Source organism: Blautia sp. 1033sp1_1033st1_G9_1033SCRN_220408, from assembly GCF_040929965.1.
Taxonomy (GTDB): domain Bacteria; phylum Bacillota; class Clostridia; order Lachnospirales; family Lachnospiraceae; genus Blautia_A; species Blautia_A ammoniilytica.
This window is the reverse complement of the sequence record NZ_JBFKZO010000021.1, coordinates 38,710-63,508: the sequence shown is the minus strand read 5'-3', so window position 1 is coordinate 63,508 and position 24,799 is coordinate 38,710. Positions and strand designations below refer to the sequence as shown.

At 46.0% G+C, this 24,799-nt stretch carries 24 protein-coding genes; 2 read left to right on the top strand and 22 right to left on the bottom strand.

The annotated features are described in order from the left end of the window. Position 1: 1 nt before the first annotated feature. From AB5916_RS13915 to AB5916_RS13885, 7 genes are all read right to left on the bottom strand, one after another. Positions 2–1,072 carry an ABC transporter permease gene (locus AB5916_RS13915; RefSeq protein ID WP_368191507.1) on the bottom strand — a complete coding sequence of 357 codons (1,071 nt, stop codon included), beginning with the start codon at positions 1,070–1,072 and terminating at the stop codon, positions 2–4. Beyond that, positions 1,069–2,595 (bottom strand): ABC transporter ATP-binding protein, encoded by a 1,527-nt coding sequence (locus AB5916_RS13910; RefSeq protein ID WP_368191506.1) that lies wholly within the window; start codon positions 2,593–2,595, stop codon positions 1,069–1,071. Before AB5916_RS13910 ends, AB5916_RS13915 begins: the two co-directional genes overlap by 4 nt. Positions 2,596–2,714: 119 nt before the next feature. Then, positions 2,715–3,710, bottom strand: a complete 996-nt coding sequence (locus AB5916_RS13905; RefSeq protein WP_173728751.1) for a BMP family ABC transporter substrate-binding protein — start codon at positions 3,708–3,710, stop codon at positions 2,715–2,717. 300 nt (positions 3,711–4,010) lie between these two features. Then, positions 4,011–4,766 carry a 4-hydroxy-tetrahydrodipicolinate reductase gene (gene dapB / locus AB5916_RS13900; RefSeq protein ID WP_173728753.1) on the bottom strand — a complete coding sequence of 252 codons (756 nt, stop codon included), beginning with the start codon at positions 4,764–4,766 and terminating at the stop codon, positions 4,011–4,013. Between the two features lie 18 nt (positions 4,767–4,784). Next, entirely contained in the window at positions 4,785–5,678 is an 894-nt protein-coding gene (gene dapA, locus AB5916_RS13895; RefSeq protein ID WP_158421158.1) for a 4-hydroxy-tetrahydrodipicolinate synthase, read from the bottom strand. Positions 5,679–5,854: 176 nt separating this feature from the next. After that, on the bottom strand, positions 5,855–6,346 hold the full coding sequence (locus AB5916_RS13890; protein ID WP_158421159.1) for a cob(I)yrinic acid a,c-diamide adenosyltransferase: 492 nt from the start codon (positions 6,344–6,346) through the stop codon (positions 5,855–5,857). A gap of 188 nt (positions 6,347–6,534) precedes the next feature. After that, positions 6,535–7,161, bottom strand: a complete 627-nt coding sequence (locus tag AB5916_RS13885) for a single-stranded DNA-binding protein (protein ID WP_158421160.1) — start codon at positions 7,159–7,161, stop codon at positions 6,535–6,537. A 225-nt stretch (positions 7,162–7,386) separates the two neighbouring features. Between AB5916_RS13885 and typA the strand changes: the two genes are divergently transcribed. Next, positions 7,387–9,219, top strand: coding sequence for a translational GTPase TypA (gene typA / locus AB5916_RS13880; protein ID WP_368191505.1), 1,833 nt, complete (start codon positions 7,387–7,389; stop codon positions 9,217–9,219). Between the two features lie 162 nt (positions 9,220–9,381). Here the strand turns inward: typA and AB5916_RS13875 are convergent, their stop codons facing one another. From AB5916_RS13875 to AB5916_RS13805, 15 genes are all read right to left on the bottom strand, one after another. Next, positions 9,382–10,779, bottom strand: a complete 1,398-nt coding sequence (locus AB5916_RS13875; RefSeq protein ID WP_244093022.1) for an MATE family efflux transporter — start codon at positions 10,777–10,779, stop codon at positions 9,382–9,384. Continuing rightward, positions 10,772–11,962, bottom strand: a complete 1,191-nt coding sequence (locus AB5916_RS13870; RefSeq protein ID WP_368191504.1) for a pyridoxal phosphate-dependent aminotransferase — start codon at positions 11,960–11,962, stop codon at positions 10,772–10,774. Before AB5916_RS13870 ends, AB5916_RS13875 begins: the two co-directional genes overlap by 8 nt. A gap of 2 nt (positions 11,963–11,964) precedes the next feature. Beyond that, on the bottom strand, positions 11,965–12,540 hold the full coding sequence (locus tag AB5916_RS13865; RefSeq protein WP_158421163.1) for an indolepyruvate oxidoreductase subunit beta: 576 nt from the start codon (positions 12,538–12,540) through the stop codon (positions 11,965–11,967). A gap of 2 nt (positions 12,541–12,542) precedes the next feature. Then, positions 12,543–14,321: an indolepyruvate ferredoxin oxidoreductase subunit alpha gene (iorA, locus tag AB5916_RS13860; RefSeq protein ID WP_368191503.1), complete on the bottom strand. Its 1,779-nt coding sequence runs from the start codon at positions 14,319–14,321 to the stop codon at positions 12,543–12,545. Positions 14,322–14,409: 88 nt separating this feature from the next. Further along, positions 14,410–14,811, bottom strand: coding sequence for an ATP synthase F1 subunit epsilon (gene atpC / locus AB5916_RS13855; RefSeq protein WP_173728761.1), 402 nt, complete (start codon positions 14,809–14,811; stop codon positions 14,410–14,412). Positions 14,812–14,823: 12 nt separating this feature from the next. After that, a complete protein-coding gene (gene atpD, locus AB5916_RS13850; protein ID WP_158421166.1) occupies positions 14,824–16,224 on the bottom strand; it encodes a F0F1 ATP synthase subunit beta in 1,401 nt (466 codons plus the stop codon). 18 nt (positions 16,225–16,242) lie between these two features. Continuing rightward, positions 16,243–17,100: an ATP synthase F1 subunit gamma gene (gene atpG / locus AB5916_RS13845; protein ID WP_368191502.1), complete on the bottom strand. Its 858-nt coding sequence runs from the start codon at positions 17,098–17,100 to the stop codon at positions 16,243–16,245. A 15-nt stretch (positions 17,101–17,115) separates the two neighbouring features. Beyond that, a complete protein-coding gene (gene atpA / locus AB5916_RS13840) occupies positions 17,116–18,651 on the bottom strand; it encodes a F0F1 ATP synthase subunit alpha (protein ID WP_368191501.1) in 1,536 nt (511 codons plus the stop codon). A gap of 49 nt (positions 18,652–18,700) precedes the next feature. After that, positions 18,701–19,240, bottom strand: a complete 540-nt coding sequence (gene atpH / locus AB5916_RS13835; protein ID WP_368191500.1) for an ATP synthase F1 subunit delta — start codon at positions 19,238–19,240, stop codon at positions 18,701–18,703. Next, complete coding sequence (gene atpF, locus AB5916_RS13830) at positions 19,237–19,740, bottom strand: F0F1 ATP synthase subunit B (RefSeq protein WP_368191499.1); 504 nt, start codon at positions 19,738–19,740, stop codon at positions 19,237–19,239. The genes atpH and atpF overlap by 4 nt, the downstream gene beginning before the upstream one ends. A gap of 36 nt (positions 19,741–19,776) precedes the next feature. Then, positions 19,777–20,058: an ATP synthase F0 subunit C gene (gene atpE, locus AB5916_RS13825; RefSeq protein ID WP_158421171.1), complete on the bottom strand. Its 282-nt coding sequence runs from the start codon at positions 20,056–20,058 to the stop codon at positions 19,777–19,779. 82 nt (positions 20,059–20,140) lie between these two features. Beyond that, complete coding sequence (locus tag AB5916_RS13820; RefSeq protein WP_173728770.1) at positions 20,141–20,902, bottom strand: F0F1 ATP synthase subunit A; 762 nt, start codon at positions 20,900–20,902, stop codon at positions 20,141–20,143. 92 nt (positions 20,903–20,994) lie between these two features. Then, on the bottom strand, positions 20,995–21,540 hold the full coding sequence (locus AB5916_RS13815) for an ATP synthase subunit I (RefSeq protein ID WP_368191498.1): 546 nt from the start codon (positions 21,538–21,540) through the stop codon (positions 20,995–20,997). Beyond that, positions 21,540–21,803 carry an AtpZ/AtpI family protein gene (locus AB5916_RS13810; protein WP_158421173.1) on the bottom strand — a complete coding sequence of 88 codons (264 nt, stop codon included), beginning with the start codon at positions 21,801–21,803 and terminating at the stop codon, positions 21,540–21,542. Before AB5916_RS13810 ends, AB5916_RS13815 begins: the two co-directional genes overlap by 1 nt. Positions 21,804–21,965: 162 nt before the next feature. Then, complete coding sequence (locus AB5916_RS13805; RefSeq protein ID WP_368191497.1) at positions 21,966–23,450, bottom strand: rhamnulokinase family protein; 1,485 nt, start codon at positions 23,448–23,450, stop codon at positions 21,966–21,968. Between the two features lie 230 nt (positions 23,451–23,680). Here AB5916_RS13805 and AB5916_RS13800 point away from each other — a divergent pair, with 230 nt between their 5' ends. Further along, entirely contained in the window at positions 23,681–24,772 is a 1,092-nt protein-coding gene (locus AB5916_RS13800) for a substrate-binding domain-containing protein (RefSeq protein ID WP_368191496.1), read from the top strand. Positions 24,773–24,799: the final 27 nt, after the last annotated feature.

Here is a 24,799-nt window from a genome sequence, read left to right as displayed (position 1 = left end):
ATCATGCCTCTCCTTTCTGCAGCTTCTGATGTTTCAGTTTCCGGATCTCCAGCTTTCTTCTTACAAAGAAGGACATCAGCACAAACAACATAACAAAGCCAAGCATAACGTCAATAACGCTGGCCGGAGCATCTGTGGAATGCCCCAGTGCTGTACCGCCTACCTGAAGAGTTCCGAAAAGAAGCGCCGCAAAAATAACACCGATGGGGTTTGCACTTGCCATAATGGCGATACCAATACCATAAGATCCAATATCTGACTCAAATCCTGTAAGAAGCATATGCTGCATTCCGTTGATCTCTGTAAAGCCTGCAAGCCCTGCAATGGCACCACTGATAAAAAATGCGGTCATACACATTTTCTTAGGGCTGATGCCCGACATCCTGGCTGCATCCTGATTCAGTCCTGTTACACGAACTCTGTATCCAAGAGATGTATGATACAGGATAAACCAGATGAAAATGGCTGCTGCAAGAGCGATCACAATCCCAAGTGAAACTGAAGTTCCAGGAATGATCTTAGGAAGCCATGCAGAATTGTCAATATATGCAGTCTTCAGATATTCGTGCTTCGGCTCCTGCAGGGCAGTACGGAGAAGAAGCTGCATCACGTACTGTACCACATACGTGGACATCATACTTACCAGAAATTCATTGGCATTAAATTTTGCTTTCAGAAATCCAATGAGAAGCCCAGTCAGTCCGCCGCCCAGAATACTTGCCACAAATGCCAGAAGCAGTACCACTACTCCCGGAAGCTTTGTCTGCAGTGCCAGGGTAGTTGCCACTGCACAAATACATCCCACATAAAACTGCCCCTGTGCACCAATATTATAAAGATTGGCTTTGTAGGTGAATGCAAAAGCAAGGCTGGTAAGGATCAGCGGTGTAGTCTTGATCAGGATATTTCCCATGGTAAACTTATCTGAAAAGGTTTCTGTAAGCATTATCTTCAGGGAATCCACAGGATCCACGCCTAAAAGGGGAAGGAATGCAAAGCTGACGATCAGTCCAAGTACAATGGCCAGCACCGTCCATAAAAGGAAATCCTTTATTTTTCCGTTCTGTTTCATGCCTCTTCCTCCTTATCCGGCTGATAACCTGCCATCAGAAGACCGATCTTCTCTGTGGTAAGCTCACCATTTTTGTAAATGCCCATGATCCTGCCCTTATACATAACTGCAATCCTGTCAGACAGTGCAAATATCTCAGACAGTTCTGTAGAAACAAGGATCACGGACTTGCCGCTGTTTTTCTCTCCCAGAATAGTTTTATGTACATAATTGATGGCGCCCAGATCAAGGCCTCTGGTCGGCTGGTCAAAGATCACCAGGCTTTTCCCCATATCTACTTCTCTGGCCACAACTACCTTCTGCTGATTACCGCCGGAAAGACTGCCTGCAGTTACATTGCAGTCAGGAGCCTTAATCTTGTATTCTTTGATCTGACGTTCTGTATACTGGCGCAGTTTTTTCCAGTTAATGATCCCATGACTTACCCAGTTTTTCAGATAACTGGCTTTCAGAAGCATATTCTCTGCCAGGGACATCTCCGCCACCATACCGTAACGGTAACGGTCTGATGCTGTATATCCCATCCCCATGGTGATCCTGTCCTTAACGCTGGTGGCTGTAATGTCCCTGCCGTCCAGAAGGATCTTACCCTGGGTAGGGGTCTCTGCACCGTAAAGTGCCTCACACAGCTCCTGCTGCCCATTATCAGAAACACCGGCAATCCCAAGAATCTCTCCTTCATGGACTGTAAGATTAATATGATCCAGCACTGGTGCACTATCCTTTTTCTGAATGGTCAGATCTTCCACGATCAGCCGTTTCTTTTTCTTTTCCGGATCATCTCCTCCCGGTGCCTGCAAGGTTTCCAGATCATGACCGATCATCATATGTGCCAGTTCTTTTTCATTGGTATCTTCTTTTTTTACGGTTCCGCAGATCTTACCGTTTCGCATAACCACAATGGTGTCTGACACCTGCATGACTTCTTTCATCTTATGTGTGATAAAGACAACAGAATTGCCTTTTGACACATAATTTTTCACAAAGGCCATCAATGTATCAATCTCCTGTGGAGTAAGAACTGCAGTAGGCTCATCCATGATCAGGATCCTTGCATTCAGATAAAGAGCTTTCAGGATCTCTACCTTCTGCTGGGTGCCTACTGAAAGATTCTTGATATATTCTCCGGCAGGCACATCAAACCCGTACTGCTTTGCCAGTGCCTCTATCTCCTTTTCTTTGGCCTTGATATCCACCCTGCCTTTGCAATTGCCAAGAATGATATTTTCTGTTACCGTATGTGCCGGCACCAGTGAAAAATGCTGCTGGATCATGGAGATCCCCAGTGCCATTGCTTCTTTGGGGGATGCTATTTTACGTTCCTTTCCATCGATCCATATCTCACCGGAGGTAGCATGATAAAGGCCGTAGAGGATTTTCATGATCGTACTTTTACCTGCCCCGTTCTCCCCAAGAAGAGCCACCACTTCTCCTTTATGGACTGTAATGGAAACGTCATCATTTGCCAGTACCTTGGCAAACCGTTTCGTTATGTGCTTTAACTCAATAACCGCTTCACTCATATCTGCCTCCTGATGTACCAAAAGGGACTGCTGCACAATCCCACGCAACAGCCCCTTCGGAAGATCTTTTGTAACTGTTCCCGCAGGATACTACCTGCTGAATCATTACGATCTTTTACTTATTTCTCGGAAAAATACTGTGTGAAATCGATCTTTCCGTCTGTAATATCTTTGATTGCCTGATCAACAGCAGCTTTGCACTCATCAGAGCATGCATCTGAATATTTCGCTTCAAATACGCCTTCAGCAACGCCAACTTCCTGTGCACCCTTCAGCTCACCCTTTGCAACACCCTGGATGATCCACGGATATACATTTGCCCAGTTCATCGGAACAGAACCGTATACGCAGCTGCTCTCATCATTCTTATCTGCTGCAAAAGCAACAAACTTGCCTTCTTTTTCTTCTGCTGCCTGAACAGCACCGGAAGCACCCTCATTAGAATAGCAGAATACGGTGTCAGCGCCATTGTCCATCATCTGTGCTGCCATGTCCTTTGTTGCGGAAACATCTGTCCAGCTGTTTACGAAAGAACGTGCAGTGGTAAAATCAAGGCCTCTCTCCTCACATACAGACTCGGCTGCTGCATCATAAGTATCCATCAGCTTCACCATAGGAGCATTAGACTCGCCGCCCATGACTGCAAAGTTTCCGTTCTCTGTAGCGTAGCCTGCCATAATACCTGCAAGATAAGATCCCTCATACTCCTTGGGGAATACAGGAACCATATTGTCTGTATCACTGATCTGGCCGTTGATCACTGTATATATGGAGTCCGGATACTGTGGTGCAACTGCTGCACAAGCCTCGTCAAACTGGCTTCCTGCAGACAGGATCAGATCGTATCCTTTCTCACCATACTCAGTAAAGGTGGATTCAAACTCTTCTACCGGAACAGACTCTACAACTTCGATGGATGTGCCCAGCTGTTCATCGCAGGCCTTTGCTCCTGCATTATTGCTGGCATTCCAGCTCTGGTCATCAATGCTTCCCGGAAGGATCAGTACGATCTTCATAGATGCGTAATCCGGCTCATCAGCCATAACCGGTACTGCCGGCACAGCAGCAACTGTCAGTGCTCCACATAATAATGCTGCAACGAATGACTTCTTCATGTTAAATTCCTCCTTTTTCTGACTGTTGTTCATTTGTTAGCTTCAGTATAGCACATTCAAACTGTGAATACAATGTTATTTATATAAAATAAATAATTTTTTTTTGGTTTATACAATTTTTTTCAGCATTTTACCAGGCATGTCTGATTTCTACATGTCTTTTGTTGTTAAATTGTATAATTTTCTCAAATAAAAAGCGTCTTCTAAAAAAAAAGGAACAAGCCCTCTGTGGACTCGCTCCTTTGCAATCTTCCTGCACATTATAGCAGGTTTGTTTAGGATTGTAAATCCTATTTTGAATTATCCGATCACATCACTCATATCATACTTCCCAGCCGGCTTGCCTGCAAGGAATTTGGCTGCTTCTACAGCACCCTTACCGAATACAGCCTTGGAGTATGCAGTGTGCTTAAACTCGATCACTTCGTCCGGTCCTGCAAAGATCACTTCATGATCTCCTACAATGGTACCGCCGCGTACAGCGGAGATGCCGATCTCCTTTGGATCCCTTAACTCTCTGCGCTGGCTGCGGTCGTATACATAATGATACTCTCCGTCCATGGCCTCATTCAGACTGTCCGCAAGAGCAAGAGCAGTACCACTGGGCGCATCAAGCTTCAGATTGTGATGCCTCTCTACGATCTCCATATCAAAACCTGCAGTTGCAAGGATCTTAGCTGCATCCTGGATCAGCTTCAGCAGGGTATTGATCCCAAGAGACATGTTGGCAGAACGAAGAACCGGGATCCTGCCCGATGTTTCTTCCACCTTTGCAAGCTGTGCTTCACTAAGGCCTGTGGTGCAAAGTACCAGTGGCAGACTGCGGCGTACACAGTAGTCCATCAGCTGATCTGCTGCCTTTGGAGAGGAGAAATCGATCAATACATCCGCCGGTGTATCACATGCTTCCATATCTGTAAAAACCGGATAACTGTTATTCCCATTATCTGCAATATCAATGCCTGCAACGATCTGTGCATTAGGATCCTTCTCTACTAAAGAGGAAATTACCTGTCCCATATGTCCATTGCAGCCATGCATAATAATCTTTACCATCTGTAATCCCTTTCTGTCTTATGCAAGCTTAATCCCAAAATCCTTCATTGCTTTTGCAAGACGTGCCTCATTTTCAGGCTCCATTTCGCATAATGGCATACGAGTAGGTCCTACCTGCATGCCCATAAGATTCAGTGCTGTCTTGACAGGGATAGGATTCACCTCACAGAACAGCGCATTGATCAGCGGTATAGCATCCAGCTGGATCTTAGCAGCTCCTTTTACATCTCCTTCAAGGAACTTAGCAACCATATCATGAGTCTGCCTTGGTGCTACATTGGATAACACAGAGATCACACCCACTCCGCCAAGTGAAAGGATCGGAAGTACCTGGTCATCATTGCCTGAATAAAGGTCAATACATCCATCTGCCATTGACATCATCTTGGCAATCTGGGACAGATCTCCGCTGGCAGCCTTGATACCAACAATATTCTTAACATTCTTTGCAAGAGAAACAACAGTAGCCGGTGCAAGATTACATCCTGTACGGCTTGGTACATTATAAAGAATGATCGGTGTATCCGGCACTTCATTGGCAATGGCTGTATAATGCCTGATCAGTCCTTTCTGTGTAGCCTTATTGTAATAAGGTGTTACAAGCAGAAGTCCGTCAGCTCCATAGGAAGCAGCCTCCTTGGACAGCATAATGGCAGTCTCTGTACAGTTGGAGCCAGTACCTGCGATCACCGGAATACGTCCTGCCACTTTGTCGATAGCAAACTTGATGGTCTTTAAGTGCTCTCCATGTGTCATGGTGGAAGACTCACCTGTTGTCCCACAGATGATCACTGCATCTGTGCCGCCTGCGATCTGCTGTTCTAAAAGTTCTTCCAGCTTATCATAGTTTACCTTTCCATCCTCATACATTGGAGTTACAATTGCAACACCAGCACCCTTAAAAATTGCCATTAATCTTCCTCCTTATCTTCTTTGTATAAACTATGAGAAACACGCTCCGCGAGTTTCTCAAGTTATCGCGGCAGTCGCCAAGGTCTCGTGCAAGCACGGACTTTGGCTCGTTGCTCGCGTAAATCAGGGAATCCTGCATTCATGCAGCTCTTCCCTCCGTCAGATTGTTTCTGTTGTCAGATCATTTCTGTTGTCAGAGTGGTTACACTGTCCACATAGGGTCTTAATGAATCCGGCATCATCCTTCCTGTCAGCACTACATGCATAGATTCATTCTTCAGTTTGAGAATGTCTGTGATCATATCCAATGTAGCGATCCCATTGTCCAGAAGCCCCAGGATCTCATCCAGTACAAGGAAATCACATTCCTGGGTGGCAACTACCTTCCTGGAGAAATTCAGTCCATTCAGAATATTACGTTTCTCCTCTGACTTCTCCTGTTCTGTCAGCTCCTCATAGCAGGTTTCCATTTTCTCGAAGCGAAAAATCTTAATATCCAGTTCATCCAGTTCTTCCAGAAAATCCAGTTCCCGGCGTTCATTTCCCTTCAGGAACTGTATGATGATCACACTTTTGCCCTGAGTGGATGCCCGCAGGCTCTGTCCCATTGCCAGAGTAGTCTTTCCCCGGCCACTTCCACAGTAAACCTCTGTTAATTCTCTTTCCATAATATTTCCTCTCGACGCTGCGTCCAGCTGGATTTCCCTGTCAGAAAAAGCTGCCGGTCAGTGACATTTTGCTGCTGTAAAATACAGGCGCAAACTACGCCATTTTCAAATAATATCCTTATATTACCTCAGTTTCGCCAGAATTGCAAGCCCAGCATGACCGATGATCATTTTACTTAGGCAGCATATCATTCTATGTACTCTAGCTTGCTTACAGATATTTCATAGGCAGTCCGCTTTTCTGTTTCGTTTTCTCCGATGCGCTTCATATATTCCCTGCTCTGTATCCTGCCCCAGATCAGTACATGACCGCCCACTTCAAAGGCAGAAGCGTATCTTGCATTTCTTCCCCAGCAAATACAGGGGATATAATCTGATTTACCATAAGGTCTGTTTACAGCCAGTAAAATATCTGCGATTTCCCTTCCAAGAGGGGTTTTTCTATAAACAGGCGGCTTACAGATATAGCCGTCCAGAAATATCTGATTGACCGGATCAGCCTCATCATCTTCCTCCACAAATCTCAGTTCTCTTACAAAAACAGACAATACCAGCCGATTATGTTTTTCTTCGTGTCGGTTATAGGACCGGAACTGTCCATGGATCTCTATGTATTCCCCCACATAGTCCTGGGTTACATCCACCAGTCTTTCCGAAATCATTACCGGAATCCTGTCCTCTGAATTACTCAATCTTTTCACTAGCAGCTCCATGGTATAAAAACCTTCTCCGAAAACCTGGTGACTGAAGGTAAAACCTGTTGCGATCTTCCCAATGATCCACACCTGATTGTTTTCAATAATTTTATCTGCCATAATGTAGCTCTCCTTCCCTTCACTTTGCGTGTTGCTGCCCTCTTGGGCGGGTCTATATTATGTATGTAGATAAGATCTTTTTTAGAACCAAAAAATCAGGAAAATCAAAAAAATCATTCCAACACCTTGTAATCTGCGAAAAATGTGGTAAACTGAAAAATCGGACAACTTATGAGAATGAAACACATTAATATAGAAAGAATAGAAAGAAAGGAATTCGATTTTATGAAGACCAAACGCGAAGATGTACGCAATGTAGCCATTATTGCCCACGTTGACCATGGGAAAACCACACTTGTGGACCAGCTTTTGAAACAAAGCGGCGTTTTCCGTGCAAATCAGGAAGTTCAGGAGCGTGTCATGGACTCCAATGATATTGAAAGAGAACGTGGTATCACTATCCTCTCCAAGAATACTGCTGTTCATTACAAAGGTGTTAAGATTAATATCATTGACACACCTGGACATGCTGATTTCGGTGGTGAAGTAGAACGTGTGCTTAAGATGGTAGACGGCGTCATCCTCCTGGTTGATGCCTTTGAGGGCGCTATGCCCCAGACCAAATTTGTTTTAAGAAAAGCTCTGGAACTGGATCTGCACGTGATCGTCTGCATCAACAAGATCGACAGACCAGAAGCAAGACCGGATGAAGTTGTTGATGAGGTACTGGAACTGCTCATGGATCTGGGTGCTTCTGATGAGCAGCTGGACTGCCCGTTCCTTTATGCTTCAGCCAAGACAGGTCATGCAGTTTTGGATCTGAAGGACACACCGGAAAACATGGAGCCTTTATTTGAAGCTATTCTGAAATACATCCCTGCACCGGAAGGTGATCCGGATGCAGACACCCAGGTACTGATCAGCACTATTGACTACAATGAATATGTAGGCCGTATCGGCGTAGGTAAGGTTGAAAATGGCTCCATCGCCGTAAATCAGGAGCTTACTCTTTTGAACCACCATGATCCTGACAAGCGCCAGAAGGTAAAAATCAGCAAGCTGTATGAATTTGACGGTCTGAATAAGGTGGAAGTAAAAGAAGCTTCCATTGGTTCTATTGTTGCTATCTCCGGCATTGCACAGATTCATATCGGTGATACCCTGTGCGGTGGTGAGAATCCGGAAGCAATCCCCTTCCAGAAGATTTCCGAGCCTACCATTGCCATGAATTTCCTGGTAAATGACAGTCCTTTAGCCGGCCAGGAAGGAAAATATATTACTTCCAGACATCTTCGTGACCGCCTTTACAAAGAGCTGAATACAGATGTGAGCCTGCGTGTAGAGGATACTGAAACCACAGAGTGTTTCAAGGTTTCCGGCCGTGGTGAGCTTCACCTTTCTGTACTGATCGAGAATATGCGTCGTGAAGGTTTTGAGTTTGCAGTGAGCAAGCCGGAGGTTCTGTATCACTATGATGAGCGCGGCAAGAAATTGGAGCCAATGGAGATCGCATATGTAGATGTTCCTGAGGAGTTTTCCGGAACTGTGATCCAGAAGTTAAGCGAGCGTAAAGGAGAACTGCAGGGCATGAGTACTGCCAGTGATGGCTCTGTCCGTCTTGAGTTCCATATCCCTTCCAGAGGTATGATCGGCTTCCGTGGTGATTTCCTCACATCTACCAAGGGAACCGGTGTGATCAATACGGAGTTTGATGGTTATGCGCCTTACAAGGGAGATTTCCCATACAGAAAACAGGGTTCCCTGATCGCATTCGAGGCTGGAGAATCTGTGACTTACGGTCTTTTCGCTGCCCAGGAGCGGGGTACTTTATTTATCGGACCTGGCCAGAAGGTTTATAGTGGTATGGTCATCGGACAAAATGGTAAGGCAGAGGATATTGAGCTGAATGTATGTAAGACAAAGCATCTTACCAACACACGTTCCTCTTCCGCTGACGAAGCATTAAAGCTGACTCCGCCTAAGGTACTCAGTCTGGAGCAGGCAATTGAATTTATTGATACGGATGAGCTTCTGGAGGTAACACCAAAAAGCCTTCGTATCCGCAAAAGGATCCTTGATGCAAGGGATCGTAAAAGAGCTGCCTTTAAGAAAAACTGATTTTACATCCCCAAGGCCTGCCGCTAAGGTTTTGTCCGGATGTAGTATATCATGCAATTGCATGACGCGCACCTCGCAGCAAGAATGCCGAGGCATTCTTGAATATAAAATACCCTGTGCTTTCCGCATGATCTTTCACGGAAGGTACAGGGTATTTTTTACTTATTCTTTTTCCAGTTCTTCTCTTCGCCGCGCAAGAATCCTTGGAAAGAAATGAAGAAACAGACAGGTAGTCACTGTGGCACTGATCACATCTGCCAGCGGCTCTGAAAGGAAAGCTGCATCTGCAGCGATCACCGCCGGAAAGATCAGAAGCACACCTAAGAATAAAGTTTTACGGAACATAGAGCAGAACAGTGCAAGCCGCACCTGCCCCAGAGCTGTAGATTCATCTACCAAAGGATACTGTACAGCCAATGGTATGATCATGGCTGTAAAAATCCGGATGTATCGTACAGATCTGTTCAGGAGCATTTCATCTCTGGTAAAAAGTGAAACATATAGCGGGGATACAGTAAAGGTTACAATCGTCATCAGTCCGCAAAAAAGCAGACACAGCCCAACAATACACTTCATTGCCTTCTTTACCCGCTCTCCATCCCCGCTTCCGTAATTATAGCTGATCACAGGCTGGCACCCAAGAGTAATTCCGCCCAGAGGCATGGTGATCAGAAGCATATAGCTTTGTACGATGGTGGCACAGGTTACAAGAATGTCCCCTTCTTTTCCCCCTCCATAACGCTGAAGCACTGTATTTAATACGATCAGGATCACGCTGTCAAAAGCAATGATCAAAAATGGGGACATCCCGAAAGCAAGGATCCTTTTCACGGTTTTCCAGGAAAATCCTCCCCAGCCAAGACGTACCGGCATCTTTTTGCTGTGCAGAAAAAGAAGTACAGCCACGCAGGATGCCATCTGGGAGATCACGGTAGCAGCCGCAGCCCCTGCCACACCCATGTGGAATACAAAGATGAACACCGGATCCAGGGCAATATTCAGAATTGCACCAAGGATCACTGTTCCCATCCCAAGGCCGGAGAACCCCTGTCCGATCAGATAGCTGTTCATGCCACAGGCCATCAGGGCAAAAAAAGTACCCGCCGTGTAAATGGTCAGGTAGGTATCCGCATATTGAAAAGTGGCATTGCTGGCTCCAAACCAAAGGATCAGCTTTTCCTTTGATAGAAGAAAGACGATGGTAAGAATTGCTGACAGTGCAGTAAGCATCATGAATCCATTATTCATGATCTTTTTTGCTTCTTTTGTATTCCCCTCTCCCATACGCATAGCCATTAAAGGAGATCCTCCCAGGCCCACAAGGGTGCCAAAGGAGGACAATAATGTAACGATTGGAGCGCACACACCTGCTCCGGCCAGGGCCAGGCTACCCACACCCATTCCAATGTACATACGGTCTACAACGGAATAAAGCACGCTTACCAGCTGGGCAAGCATAGTGGGAAGAGCCAGGCGCAGCACCAGTTCAGGCACAGGATCTTTACCAAGATCGTTTATGTGTGCCTTCTTTTTCTTTTTGGTGATCATGGTATCAGGCAATTTCAAACTCCTTTGCCAGCTTTGCAAACTGAGGCAGGGAATTGATAATGGTATCATAAGATACACAGTATGCCAGACGTACATATCCTGGGCAGGCAAAAGAGCTGCCTGGAACCATCAGGATATTGTATTTCTTACCGGCTTCACAAAACTCCTTCTCATCTGCAACCGGTGACTTTACAAAGAGATAAAAAGCACCTTCCGGTTTGATGCACTCAAAGCCCAGATCCTTCAGCCCATTATAAAGAGCCAGTCTGTTCTTGTCATAAGCAGCCACATCTACCTCTGCATCCACACATTTGGCGATCACCTTCTGGATCAGGGATGGTGCATTCACACTGCCGATGGTACGGTTGGCAATGGCCGCTGCAGTGATCATCTCCTGGCTTCCGTCCGCTTCATCCGGAATCACCAGATAGCCAATACGCTCTCCTGGAAGGGAAAGTGACTTGCTGTAGGAATATCCTACAATAGTATTATCATAGTATTTGGTCAGATACGGAACCTGTACCCCATCATAAGCCAGTTCTCTGTATGGCTCATCAGAAATAAGATAGATCACTGTACCATATTCCTTCTGCTTTGCTTCCATGATGGCAGCCAGCTTCTTGATGGTCTCCTCAGAATAAACAACACCCGTAGGATTATGTGGAGTATTTACGATCACCGCCCTGGTGTTGGGAGTGATCTTCTCTTCAAATTCCTGAAGATTAGGCTGGAAGGTAGCAGTATCCGGTGAGATTTCCACCAGCTTTCCGTCGTAGTTCTTTACATATGCACCATATTCCAGGAAATACGGTGCAAATACGATCACTTCTTCTCCAGGGTTCAGAATAGTCTTAAGGGCTACATTCAGACCGCTGGCAGCGCCAACTGTCATGATCAGATTCTTTGCGCCAAAAGCTGTACCAAAACGGCGGTTCAGGGAATCTGCAATTGCCTGACGCACATCCTCAAAGCCTGCATTGCTCATATAGCCGTGAAGTACAGTAGGCTCTGTATCATTTACCAGTTCAATGATGGCCTGGCGTACACAGTCCGGTGCCGGTACGCTTGGATTGCCAAGGCTGAAATCAAAAACATTCTCTGCACCGTAAATCCCTCTCAAACGGTTTCCTTCTTCAAACATCATACGGATGGCAGAATTGTTTTTAACGTAAGGTTTCATTTTTTCTGCAATCATGGTTAATCTCCTATCAGTGAAATTCCTTTTTTCAATGCTTTTTTATTTAATTCCAGGAACTGCGGCTTAATATTGGCCTCCAGGATCTGCTCCCAGTGGATATGCTCCAGCCCCATTGCACGGATGATGGTTCCCAGAAGGATCATATTGGCAGCCTTTTCATTACCAAGCTCTCCTGCAAGGCGGGTAGCATCGATCACCTTTGCCTTTACATGCTTCTGGATTTCTTCCAGTACATCCTCCGGATATTCCTCTTCTCCTGTGATCACAGACATGGATGGGATCTCTTCGTTATTTACTACAAGTACTCCATCTGGTTTCAGATAATCCAGTGCACGCAATGCTTCCATTTTCTCGAAGGAAACGATAATATCAGCCTTTCCTTTTTCGATAACCGGAGACATTACCTTTTCTCCATAACGTACCTGTGAAGAAACGCTTCCACCTCTCTGGGACATGCCGTGGATCTCGCTCATTTTTACATCATATCCGGCCTCCATCAGACCTGTTGTGAGAATCTTGCTGGCAAGGATGGTTCCCTGACCACCTACACCTACTAATAAAATGCTTTTTGTCATGGTCACGCCTCCTCCTTTACAATGGCAGCCTTAGGGCATACCTGGGTACAAACATCACAGCCTACACACTGTGCTTTATTGATATGGACTTTCTTTGCTTTTCTGTCATAGGACATAGCCGGGCAGCCTGCCTTCAGGCAAAGACGGCAGCCTACGCACTTCTCTTCATCCACTTTGTTCTTTGTAACAAACAAACTGTCAAATTCTGCTTTATCCTCTTTGGAAAATTTCTTTAATGCACATGGCCAGCGGGTAATGATCACGGACGGCTCATCCAGTGCCAGGCATTTATCCAGTGTATCATCTACCTCCTGAAGATTGTTAGGATTGATCACATATACATGCTTCATGCCGATAGCACGCACCAGATCCTCAATACGGATCAGAGTAGTCTCCTCACCTTTGGCTGTATAACCGGTTCCCGGATTATTCTGATGTCCTGTCATTCCTGTGATCCTGTTGTCCAGGATGATATTCACTGTATTGCTCTTATTGTACACTGTGTTGATCAGTGAATTGATACCTGTATGGAAAAATGTGGAATCGCCAAGTACGGTAACAACTCTTCTGTTCACGCCTTCCATATTGAAGGCTCTTTGTGCCCCATGTCCAAGGCTGATGCTGGCTCCCATACATACTGTGGAATCCATTGCACTATAGGGCTTTGCAGCTGCCAGTGTATAACATCCGATATCGCCGCTGATCATAATGTCCTTACGCTTTCCAAGCCGGTAGAAAAGACCTCTGTGAGGACAGCCTGCACAGAAAGAAGGCGCCCTGCCGATCAGCTTGCTGTGGTCAAAATCCATTACCTGATTTTCTTTTCCTGTAATGCAGGCGCGGATCACATCTGGTGTCAGCTCTCCATATGATGGAAAAAGCTCTTTACCGATGCAGGCACAGCCCTGCTGCTTTACGAATTCTTCAATATAGGGATCATTCTCTTCCAGAATATAAACCTTATCTACCTTGGAACAGAAGTCTTTGATCAGACCTGCAGGCAGAGGATTGGTAAAGCCAAGTTTCAGATAAGAGGCTTCCTCTCCGAATACTTCCTTTGCATAGTAATAGCAGATACCGGAAGCGATCACTCCTACACGGGTATCCCCCATCTCCATCCGGTTAAATGGTGTTGTCTCACTGTAAGCAGCAAGCTTCTCCATTCTTTTTTCCAGATTTACACGCAGCTTCCTTGCAATAGCAGGAAGGCAAACGTATTTGGCCGGATTCTTCTCCCATATCTTAGGCTGCTGCTCTGCCCTGTCTGTCAGCTCAACAATAGATTTGGAATGACAGACACGGGTAGTCATACGGATGATAAATGGGGTATCAAATTCTTCGCCCAGGTCATAGGCTGCTTTCACCATATCAATACATTCCTGGCTGTCGGAAGGCTCCATCATGGCAATCTTGGCTGCTTTGGCATAATTGCGGTTGTCCTGCTCATTCTGGGAAGAAAACATCCCAGGCTCATCTGCAGTTACGATCACATTGCCGCCGTTTACCCCCATGTAAGCCCAGGTAAACATAGGGTCTGCTGCCACATTCATGCCCACATGCTTCATAGATACAATACTTCTCAGTCCTGCAACAGATGCTCCGATAGCAGATTCCATGGCTACCTTTTCATTGGGTGCCCACTCTGCATAAATCTCTTTGTATGTAGACAGGTTCTCCAGGATCTCTGTACTTGGTGTTCCCGGATATGCAGATGCATAAGAAACACCTGCCTCATATGCTCCCCTGGCAATGGCCTCATCGCCGGTCATTAATTTCTTCATTTGCTACCTCCTAAATGGTTCTCTTAATACATGATTGTATACCTTGACACCTTATCGTGTCAACGCAAAAAAGTGACAGGTTTCCCTATCACTTTTTTACACTTAGCCGTACCAGTGCACGGTGAAGTTTTGCTTGTGCAAGTTTGTATTCCTGATCGGTCAAACCGCTTTCGGCAAGCTTTTCTTCTGCTTTTTGCTTCGCAACATCTGCTCGGTGAACGTCTATGTCCTCCTTCCATTCCCAGGTGGTTGCCAGAAGACTGCAGCTGCCGTTCATCACAGAGATCATACCGCCAATACATGCGGCAGTCCTTCTGCTGCCATCTGCCATCACCACACTGGCTTCTCCCATGCCAAGGGCAGTGCAGAAATTACAGTGTCTGGCAAGAATGGCAAGATCTCCGGTAATACTGCGGCAGACCACACGTTCTGCCTCTCCTTCAAACAGAAGTCCGTCCGGTGTACCGATCCTTAAAGGAAATGTACTCATAGGCAGCCTCCTTTACTGATTCTGGCTCTTTGCCTTTTCCATTACATCATCAATGGTTCCGGCAAACAGGAAACAGCTTTCAGGGATCTGGTCACATTCCCCGTCAAGAATCATCTTAAAGCCTCGTAATGTTTCTTTCAGCGGAACATACTGTCCCTTCATACCTGTAAACTGCTCTGCCACTGAAAAGCTTTGGGACAGGAATCTCTGCACCTTACGTGCACGGCTTACAGTCAGCTTATCCTCCTCTGACAATTCATCCATGCCCATGATGGCAATGATATCCTGCAGTTCTTTATATCTTTGCAGCACTCTTTGTACTGCACGTGCGATCTCATAATGCTCGCTGCCTACTACCTCAGGAGAAAGGATACGGCTGGTGGAATCCAGTGGATCCACTGCAGGATAAATACCCTGACTGGCAATATCCCTGGAAAGTACGGTAGTTGCATCCAGATGGGTAAATGTGGTAGCAGGAGCCGGGTCTGTCAGGTCATCTGCCGGTACATAAACTGCCTGTACAGATGTGATAGAGCCCTTTCTTGTAGATGTGATACGTTCCTGAAGAGTACCCATCTCAGTTGCCAGTGTAGGCTGGTATCCTACTGCAGAAGGCATACGTCCCAGAAGCGCAGATACCTCGGAGCCTGCCTGTGTAAATCTGAAAATATTGTCAATAAACAGAAGCACATCCTGATTCTTAACATCACGGAAGTATTCTGCCATGGTAAGTCCGGAAAGACCTACTCTCATACGTGCTCCCGGCGGTTCATTCATCTGCCCATACACCAGGGCAGTCTTGTCAATAACGCCGCTTTCCTTCATCTCATTATAAAGGTCATTCCCCTCACGGGTACGCTCTCCTACGCCTGTAAACACAGACAGTCCGCCATGAGCAGTAGCAACATTATGGATCAATTCCATGATCAGCACAGTCTTACCCACACCTGCGCCTCCAAACAGACCGATCTTACCACCCTTTGCATAAGGGCAGATCAGGTCAACTACCTTGATACCTGTCTCCAGGATCTCTGTTGCCGGTACCTGCTCTTCATAAGCAGGCGCAGGACGATGGATCGCCCATTTTTCTTTTGTTTCCGGTGCCGGCAGATTGTCTACCGGATCACCAAGCAGGTTAAATACCCTGCCCAGACATTCTTCGCCAACCGGGACTTTAATGGGACTGCCAGTATCCACAGCTTTTGTCCCTCTTACCATTCCATCTGTGGAATTCATGGCAATGCAGCGCACGGTATCATCACCGATCTGCTGTGCCACTTCCGCAGTCAGCTTCACTCCATGATTATCAATCTCAATGGCATTCAGCAGTGCCGGCAACTGGTCATGGGCAAAACGTATGTCCAGTACCGGCCCGATCACCTGCACTACCTCGCCAATGTGTTTATCATTCATCCTATATTTACCTCCAAATTATACGCCTTCCGCACCGCCTACGATCTCTGTGATCTCCTGGGTAATGCTTGCCTGACGGGCTCTGTTGTAATGCAGATTTAGGCTTTCGATCATGTCCTGGGCATTACTGGTGGCTGATTCCATGGCATTTCGTCTGGCAGCCAGTTCACTGGCCAGACTATCACACACAGCCCCGTAGATCAGGCCTGCCAGATATTCAGGCACAATGGCATCAAATACCTGTGCTGCATCCGGCTCATACAGAATCAGATTGCGGACAGGCTCTCTTTCCCCACTGTCTCCTACAAGATCTGTCAAAGGCATGGCCGGGATGGCATCCGGTTTCTGGGCCAGCATGGAAATAAATCTGGTATAGCAAAGATCTATATGTCCAAAGCTTTCCTTTTTGAATTCTTCACAGAGAATATTGGCAATCTCGTAACAGTCTGCCACTGAAATATCTGCGATCTCCCCAAATGCATCTGTCACACAGGGGATCCCTTTTCTCTGGAAATGCTCAACAGCCTTTTTCCCTATGGGAAGGACTGTATATTCCTTTCCATGGCTTCTTTCTTCCAGGCATTTAAACAGATTTGTATTATATCCGCCGGCCAGTCCCCTGTCTCCGGCAATTACCACATAACAGTATTTGCCGCTTTTGGAACCGGCTGCATATACGGATGTAAAATCAGTATTACCTCTGGCGATCTCTTCCAGGGTCTTATGAAGAGCCTGGAAATACGGTCTGCTTACTTCCGCACGTTCTTTTGCCTTACGCAGTTTGGAGGATGCTACAAGCTCCATAGCCTTGGTAATCTGCATGGTGCTTTCCACACTTTTGATACGCAGCTTTACCGCTTTCATATTTGCAGCCATCTAAAATCCTCCTAATCATTTACCAGTTGCCGGCTTTGTATCCAGAAAGCTTTCTGTATACTGTTCCAGAACCTTTTTCAGTTCCTCTTCCGTCTCGCCCTCCAGCTTTCCGGAAGAACGGATCTTTTGCATCACTGCAACTCCCTCTGCATCATTGTCAAGACTGGTAAAAAGTCCTGCCTCGTATTCTTTTACATCTTCCACTGCAACCCGGGACAAAATACCCTTTGTTACAGCATAAAGAACAGCCACCTGCTTCTCAACAGGAACCGGTGCATTACGTCCCTGCTTCAGCACCTCCACAATACGTGCTCCCTGATCCAGACGGGCTTTTGTATCAGCATCCAGGTCAGACCCGAACTGTGCAAAGCTTTGCAGCTCCCTGTATTGAGAATAAACAAGCTTCAGAGTACCGGCAACCTTCTTCATGGCTTTGATCTGTGCGTTGCCCCCAACCCTGGATACAGAAATACCCGGATTGACTGCAGGCATGATACCGGAATGGAACAACTCTGTTTCCAGATAAATCTGTCCATCTGTAATGGAAATAACATTGGTAGGGATATATGCAGATACATCCCCGGCCTGTGTCTCAATAATAGGAAGTGCAGTCATGGAACCGCCTCCATGGGCATCATCCAGCTTCGCTGCACGCTCCAGCAGTCTGGAGTGAAGGTAGAATACATCTCCAGGATATGCCTCACGGCCTGGTGGTCTGCGGATCAGCAGGGAAAGTGCACGGTATGCCACTGCATGCTTGCTCAGGTCATCATAAATGATCAGCACATCCTTGCCTTTGTACATAAAATACTCACCCATGGCACATCCGGAATAAGGTGCGATATACTGAAGAGGACTTGCCTCTGAAGCAGTAGCCGCAACAACAATGGTGTAATCCATGGCTCCATTCTTTGACAATGTTTCCACAAGGGAAGCCACCGTAGATCTTTTCTGTCCGATGGCAACATAGATACAGATCACATCCTCACCTTTCTGGTTGATGATCGTATCTGCGGCAATGGTGGTCTTGCCTGTCTGTCTGTCACCAATGATCAGCTCTCTTTGTCCTCTTCCGATAGGCACCATGGAATCAATGGCCTTGATCCCTGTCTGAAGAGGCTGATTTACACTTTTTCTCTCGCAGATACCTGGTGCAGGACTTTCGATCGCCCTGTACTCCTCTGCTTTTATAGGACCGGCACCGTCAATGGGCTGACCAAGTGCATTGACCACTCGTCCGATCAATGCATCTCCGGCCGGTACTGACACTACCTTACCTGTACGCTTTACTGTCTGGCCTTCTCCGATCCCTGTATCATCACCGAACAATACGATGGATACGCTGTTTTCTTCCAGATTTTGTGCCATTCCATAGCTTCCGTCCTCGAATTCAAGAAGCTCTCCTGCCATACAGTTCACCAGTCCGCTGGCTCTGGCGATCCCATCACCTACCATAAGGACAGTTCCTGTTTCATTCTGCTGAATAGCATTTTCATAGTATTTAATCTGGCTTCGGATGACCTTGGTTATTTCTTCAGGTTTAAGCTGCATGTTTCCTTCCATCCTTTAAACTATGACTTCATTTAAACTATGATTTTATTTAGACTATGACTTCATTCAATTTCTTTGACATTTCTGACAAACGTCCCTGAACCGTTCCGTCCAACTGTCTGCCTTCCAGCTCCACACGAAGACCTGCTACCACTTTCGGATCTGTTTTCTGGGTGAGAAGCACCTGCTTGCCGCTGATCTTCTCAAGCCTTGCCTTCAGTGCTTCCATCTGCGTCTCACTAAGAGCCACAGCACTGGTAACAAGGGCTTCTGCTATATTATGATCCTCATTATAGCGCCTTCTGAACTCCTGACAGCAGCCGGAATACTCCCGCATAAGATCGCGCTGGCAGAGCAGCTTCAGGAAATTCACCAGATACCTTTGTGCCTGGCCTCCGAAAGCCTGCTCAAGAAGCTCTTCTCTTTTCTCTCCTGGAATGGAAGGCTCTCCCAGCAACTTCACATACTCTGGATTCTCTCTGAAAAGCTGACGTACTTCCTCCATCTGCTCCATCAAAACGTCTGTAAGCTGTTCTTCGGCAGCAAGTTCATACAAACTGCTGCCATATAATCTGGCAGTCTGTGTCATGATGCCTCTCCTACATTCGATATAAACTCATCAATAAGCTTTGCGTGATCCTCTTCACTGATCTCACGCTCAATTACTTTCCCGGCGATCTCCATAGCAATGCCGCCGATCTCATTCTTCACTTCATTCACTGCCTTCCGTTTCTCCTGAGCAATATCCTTCTCAGCCTTTGCCTTAATAGCTGCTGCCTGGTCTGCAGCCTCCTTCAGGATCTCCTCACTCTGGATGGCAGCTGTTTTCTGTGCACTTGTTACGATCTGATTTGCCTTATCCTTTGCATCCAGCATATTCTGCTCGTATTCCTGCTTCATTGCATCTGCCTCTTCCCTGGCCTTCTGGGCATCGGTAATCTGGGCATCTGCCATGGCTTTTCTTTTTTCAAGCATCTCATTGATGGGCCTGAACAGAAAACGCTTGATCAGATACATCTGGATAAAAAGATTGCAGATCTGGGCCACAAATGTCCATGGCACAATTCCTACAAGTTCCTGTACCTGCATTTTATAACCTCCTGTCCGGTGTTGCTTTTTCGTACCTTATGCAAGGAATTTCATGAAGGTTCCAGGTGCAACGAAGATCAGGAGCAGGCCTGTAACGAAACCGTAAATACCTGTAGTCTCTGCAATAGCACATCCAAGAAGCATCGTACCTGTAACATCACCTTTACACTCCGGCTGACGGCCAATAGCCTCAAGTGCCTTCGCAACTGCATTACCTTCTCCAATACCAGGTCCAATACCTGCGATAAGCGCAAGACCTGCACCGATTGCACAACCTGCTAACGCAATACCTTTTGCTAAAATCTGAAAATCCATAATTCAATCCTCCTGAGTTTTATTATTTCCTGTGTTGACTTCATTTATGGCAATGCCGCTGACATGCGGCATGTCCGTTTGATTTCTAACCCTCTTCTGCTGCATTGGCAATATACATAACAGTCAGCATACAGAAGATAAATGCCTGCATAAAGCCGGAAAACCAGTCAAAATATACAGACAGGATCGCCGGCACACCTACGTCAAGAATAGGAATCTTTGATAATACCTGTCCCACGATCCCCGGGATCAATCCAAACAACCGGGAGCTTGCCACTGCCAGTGCTGCATACAAAAGTCCGTTAATAACCACACCTGAAAGAATGTTGCCAAAATGACGGCAGGCCATACTGATAGGTGTTGCAAGTTCTGATAATACATTGAAAGGTGTCATCACCGGGATCGGTGTTGTAAAGCCTTTCAGATATCCGCCCACACCATTGGTCTTGATCTTCTGGGATGTGATCATGATAAAAACAACCACTGCCCAGGCTGCTTCTGTGGAAAGATCTGCGGTCGGACTTCTAAGGCCAACCAGACTGATTAGGTTGGACACTACACTTGTAACAAACAACGCTGCTACAAAAGGAATCATCTTCTTAAACTTTTCTCCCATATTTCCGATTACAAACTTGTTGGCAGTCTCCACCAGAAGTTCTGCAACCGCCTGACGCTTGGAGATCTTCTCCACTTTCAGGTCATGGGTGAGCCAGATGCAAAGACCTGTGATCAGGATCATCACCAGCCAGCTTACCAGCAGTGTTTCTGTGATCTGGAATTTCCCAAGAACAGGAAAATCAATGGGAAAGGTGTAAAATATCCTTCCGCCAGTTATATCTATGTCCATCTTCGTCTCTCACCTCCTGTCTTTTTAAGAATGTGCTCTTTTTAAGAATGTGCTCTTTTTAAGCATGCATAGCACGAAACAATCCATACATATCATGAACCGGAGCTGTCTTTCTTTTTTCCAAAAATGCCTGCGATCTTAATGGCTGCTCCTGGAAAAAGCAGAGGAAGAAGTCCTGCTGCAAACTGAAAATATGGTGTTGTAATGGCTACAATACACCATACCAGCTGCAAAAACATTCTCTTGGAGTAGCTGGAACGCATCACTCTCTGGGCAGCGTCCTGATTCTCCAGGGACACGATTCTCTGAACGGTAATCCCCATGGTAAAAAAGTTCAGTACTGCCACAATACCACCGCATAATCCACCCAGGATCACAGTATAATCAAAGGGTACCTTCTCAGGCATTGCCACGTGAAGGATCCCGAATACCACCCACATCAGGATCACTCCTATGGCGGTACCTGCTGCTACTTTTTCAGTCTCTTTTTTTACTGCTGGCTGGATCTTTACTCTTTCATTGCTCATATTCCTGAAATCCTTTCCATCACCTTTCCTGCATCTGCCTTCTTTCTGATCATCTTCTGATTGCTTTGACCATGTGCTGCTTTCCTTCGTCTTTGTATCCTGATTTTCCATTAGCTGTGTTTGTTAAAGGATACCTTCTGTTCCTGATCCTGCTTCTTCTCTTTCTTCATGGTGGTCCGGTAAAACTTGTAAGCTACCGTAAAGGATCCACCCAGACCGAAAAAGAATCCGGGAATATATACCCAGCCGCCCAGACCAAAACTGGATGTAAGCCACCAGCAAAGTCCCAGCATCAAAAGGGTGGGCGTAATCAAAGAAAGGCCGAACTGAGAAACAAGACTCATATTTTTAAAAATATTTGTCAATTCTCTCATATTCCGGCCCCTTTCTTACGCATTTTTAGATATTTATCACAATGTTTAGCTTATCACAATCCCTGAAAAATAACAACTTTTTTTGTTTGTACAAATTCCGTTTACTGTCTCAAATTTGTGCATTTGTCCAGGATTGTCTAATCGCATTTTGGTGTTTTTGGCTTATTTTTTAGTGATTTTTCGGTACTGTTCAAACTTTTCGTCCCATACTTTCGTATCCTGCGGCATATAGTCTGCTATTTCGAATGTGGCACGAAGGATCCTGGCATTTTCTTTCTCATCTGAGATGCAGCCCAGTGACTTCAGCTGTACCATAGCATTGCCAACTGCAGTGGCCTCAATAGGACCTGCAACCACCTTCTTACCTGTAGCATTTGCAATAAACTGGCAAAACAAACGATCCCGGACTGCACCGCCAAGGAAATGTACTGTATCCATCCTCTTACCTGTAATCGCTTCCAGATCATGGATCGCCTGACGATACTGGAAAGCCAGAGACTCGATCACTGTCCTGTAAAATTCTCCCTGTCCCTTAGGCGGCTCCTGTCCTGTCTTCTCACAGTATTGCCGGATAGCAGTTTCCATATCCACAGGTGCAATAAATAATTCATCGTCCACATCCAGGAAGGCAGTAAAAGGCTTTGCTTTTGCAGCAGCATCCAGAAGGAATCCGTAATCTGTATCCTTCCCTTTTCTTTCCCAGCTTTTACGAAGCTCCTGAACCAGCCACATCCCCATAATAGTATTGACCAGCTTGATCTTCCCATAGGCTGCGCCTTCATTGGAATAATTCTGTTCAAAAACTTCCCTGGTGATCACAGGCTCGTCTATGATGGAGCCGATAATGGACCATGTGCCTGAATTAATAAAAATATAGTCTTCTGTTTCTGCAGGAACAGCATGTGCTGCGGAAGCAGAGTCATGCTGTGCAGCAGCGATCAGCGGAACAGGTGCCTGCCCTTCCCGTCCGATCAGCTGAGCAACAACCGGGCTAAGATACCCCTTCACTTCACCGGTCATAAGAACCTTAGGAAATACGGATCTGTCCATACCCAGTTCCTTCAGGATCTTCTCTGACCAGTCCTTCTTCTTCACATCATACATCTGCGTGGTAGCAGCGCTTGTATATTCTATATTCTTCTGCCCTGTAAGCAGAAATCCCAGTACATCCGGGATCATCAGGAAGGTACGTCCATCCCTCAGGATCCTTGGATTTCTCTTCTTCAGGCCCAGCAGCTGGTAAACCGTGTTATACCACATATCCTGAACTCCGGTCTCTTCAAACAGAACGCCTTTCCCGAAAATGTGCTCTGCTTCCTCGATCATCCCGGAAGACTGATCATCCCTGTAATGGAATGGGTTCCCTACCATCTCATCAGCCCCATCCAGCATAGCAAAGTCCACTCCCCAGGTATCCAGTCCGATGGCATCAATACTCTCCAGTTCCTGATTTGCTTTTCTAAGGCCTGTAATAATCTCATGAAAAATATGCAGCACATCTGTATAAAATCTGTCACCTGCGTGAATCCCCTCATTTGGGAATCTGTAAATCTCCTTCATATCAAGCTTCCCATCCTGTAAAGTTACCCCGATCAGTCTGCCGCTTGATGCCCCCAGGTCAATAGCGATCACCGTTTTTGCTCCCATGTCAAATTTTACCTCCCAAGCCCCAATTTATTGTGAATAATCACTAATTTTCTATTATTCTATCATACTTTAGCTGTGCATTCAATCGATTGACCATTTTTTAAAAATTAAAAAACTGTGAAATCTATAGACGTAAATTTGAAAAAGTGTATAATAAAAAAGAAATTTCGGTTACTGTGGATTTTTAGTCCATCATCAATGATATTTAACACCAAAAGGAGACGAAACCAATGAAAAAAATGGCATCTGCTTCTATTGCCATCCTGTCTGTTTCCGCCTTGTTCCTGGCACTGGGCAATCATTCCCTGCAGCCCGTTACTGGCCCTATCAAAGTCAAAGCCCAGGACAAAGCCTTAGATTCGAACAGCGAAGAACAGGCTCCACTACTCTCTCAGATCAATACCTCTTCAAAGATTCAGCCTGGTGCGAAGATTGCTGTAGTAAGTAAATCCAAAAAAGGCTCGTTCTGGAACCTTGTACAAAAAGGCATGGAACAGGCTGTATCTGACGTAAATGAAGCATATAATTTTGAAAAAGACGATAAGATCACGATGACCTTTGAAGGATCCTCTGATGAGACAGATGTGGAGAGCCAGGTAAATACCCTGGATGCTGTTATTGCTGAGAATCCGGACGTGGTATGTGTATCTGCCGGAGACAGCGAATCCTGCCAGGCCCAGTTGGAATCAGCCAGAGATAACGGGATCCCGGTTGTGACCTTTGACTCTGATGTATCCAGCGAGGATCTTGTTTCTGCCTACTGTGGCACTAACAATCAGAAGCTGGGGGATATCGCAGCAAAGCGTATGGCCCATTACCTGAGCAATCATGGAACAGTAGCAGTTTTTTCTCCACAAGAGAAGACCTTAAGCAGTAAATCCAGAGTAGAGGCCTTCCAGGAGAGTATTGCAGATTATCCTGGTATTGAAGTAGTACAGGTGATCTATTCTGACCAGGTAGATGATATGGAGGCAGCCATTAAGGGCGTACTGGAGATTTATCCTAAGCTGGACGGTATTTTCTGTACGAACGGTGATATTTCTGATCTATGCCTGTCTCTTGTGCAAGACGCAGGCCGTGATTCCATCATTTTTATTGGCACAGATGCCACATCAGCCCAACAGGATGCTATCCGTGATGGTGCTGAGGTGGGCACCCTTTCCCAAAAGCCTTATGAGATTGGATATCAGACCATCCTTGCAGCACTCCAGACTACCACTGAAGATTCATTTTCCAGCAAACAGACCACTCTTTTTGATCCAGCCTGGATTGATACCACCGCTTTAGATGATCCCTATTACGCTGACTACATCTATGAGTAGATCACCAAGGATAGCTGGCTTCTGCAA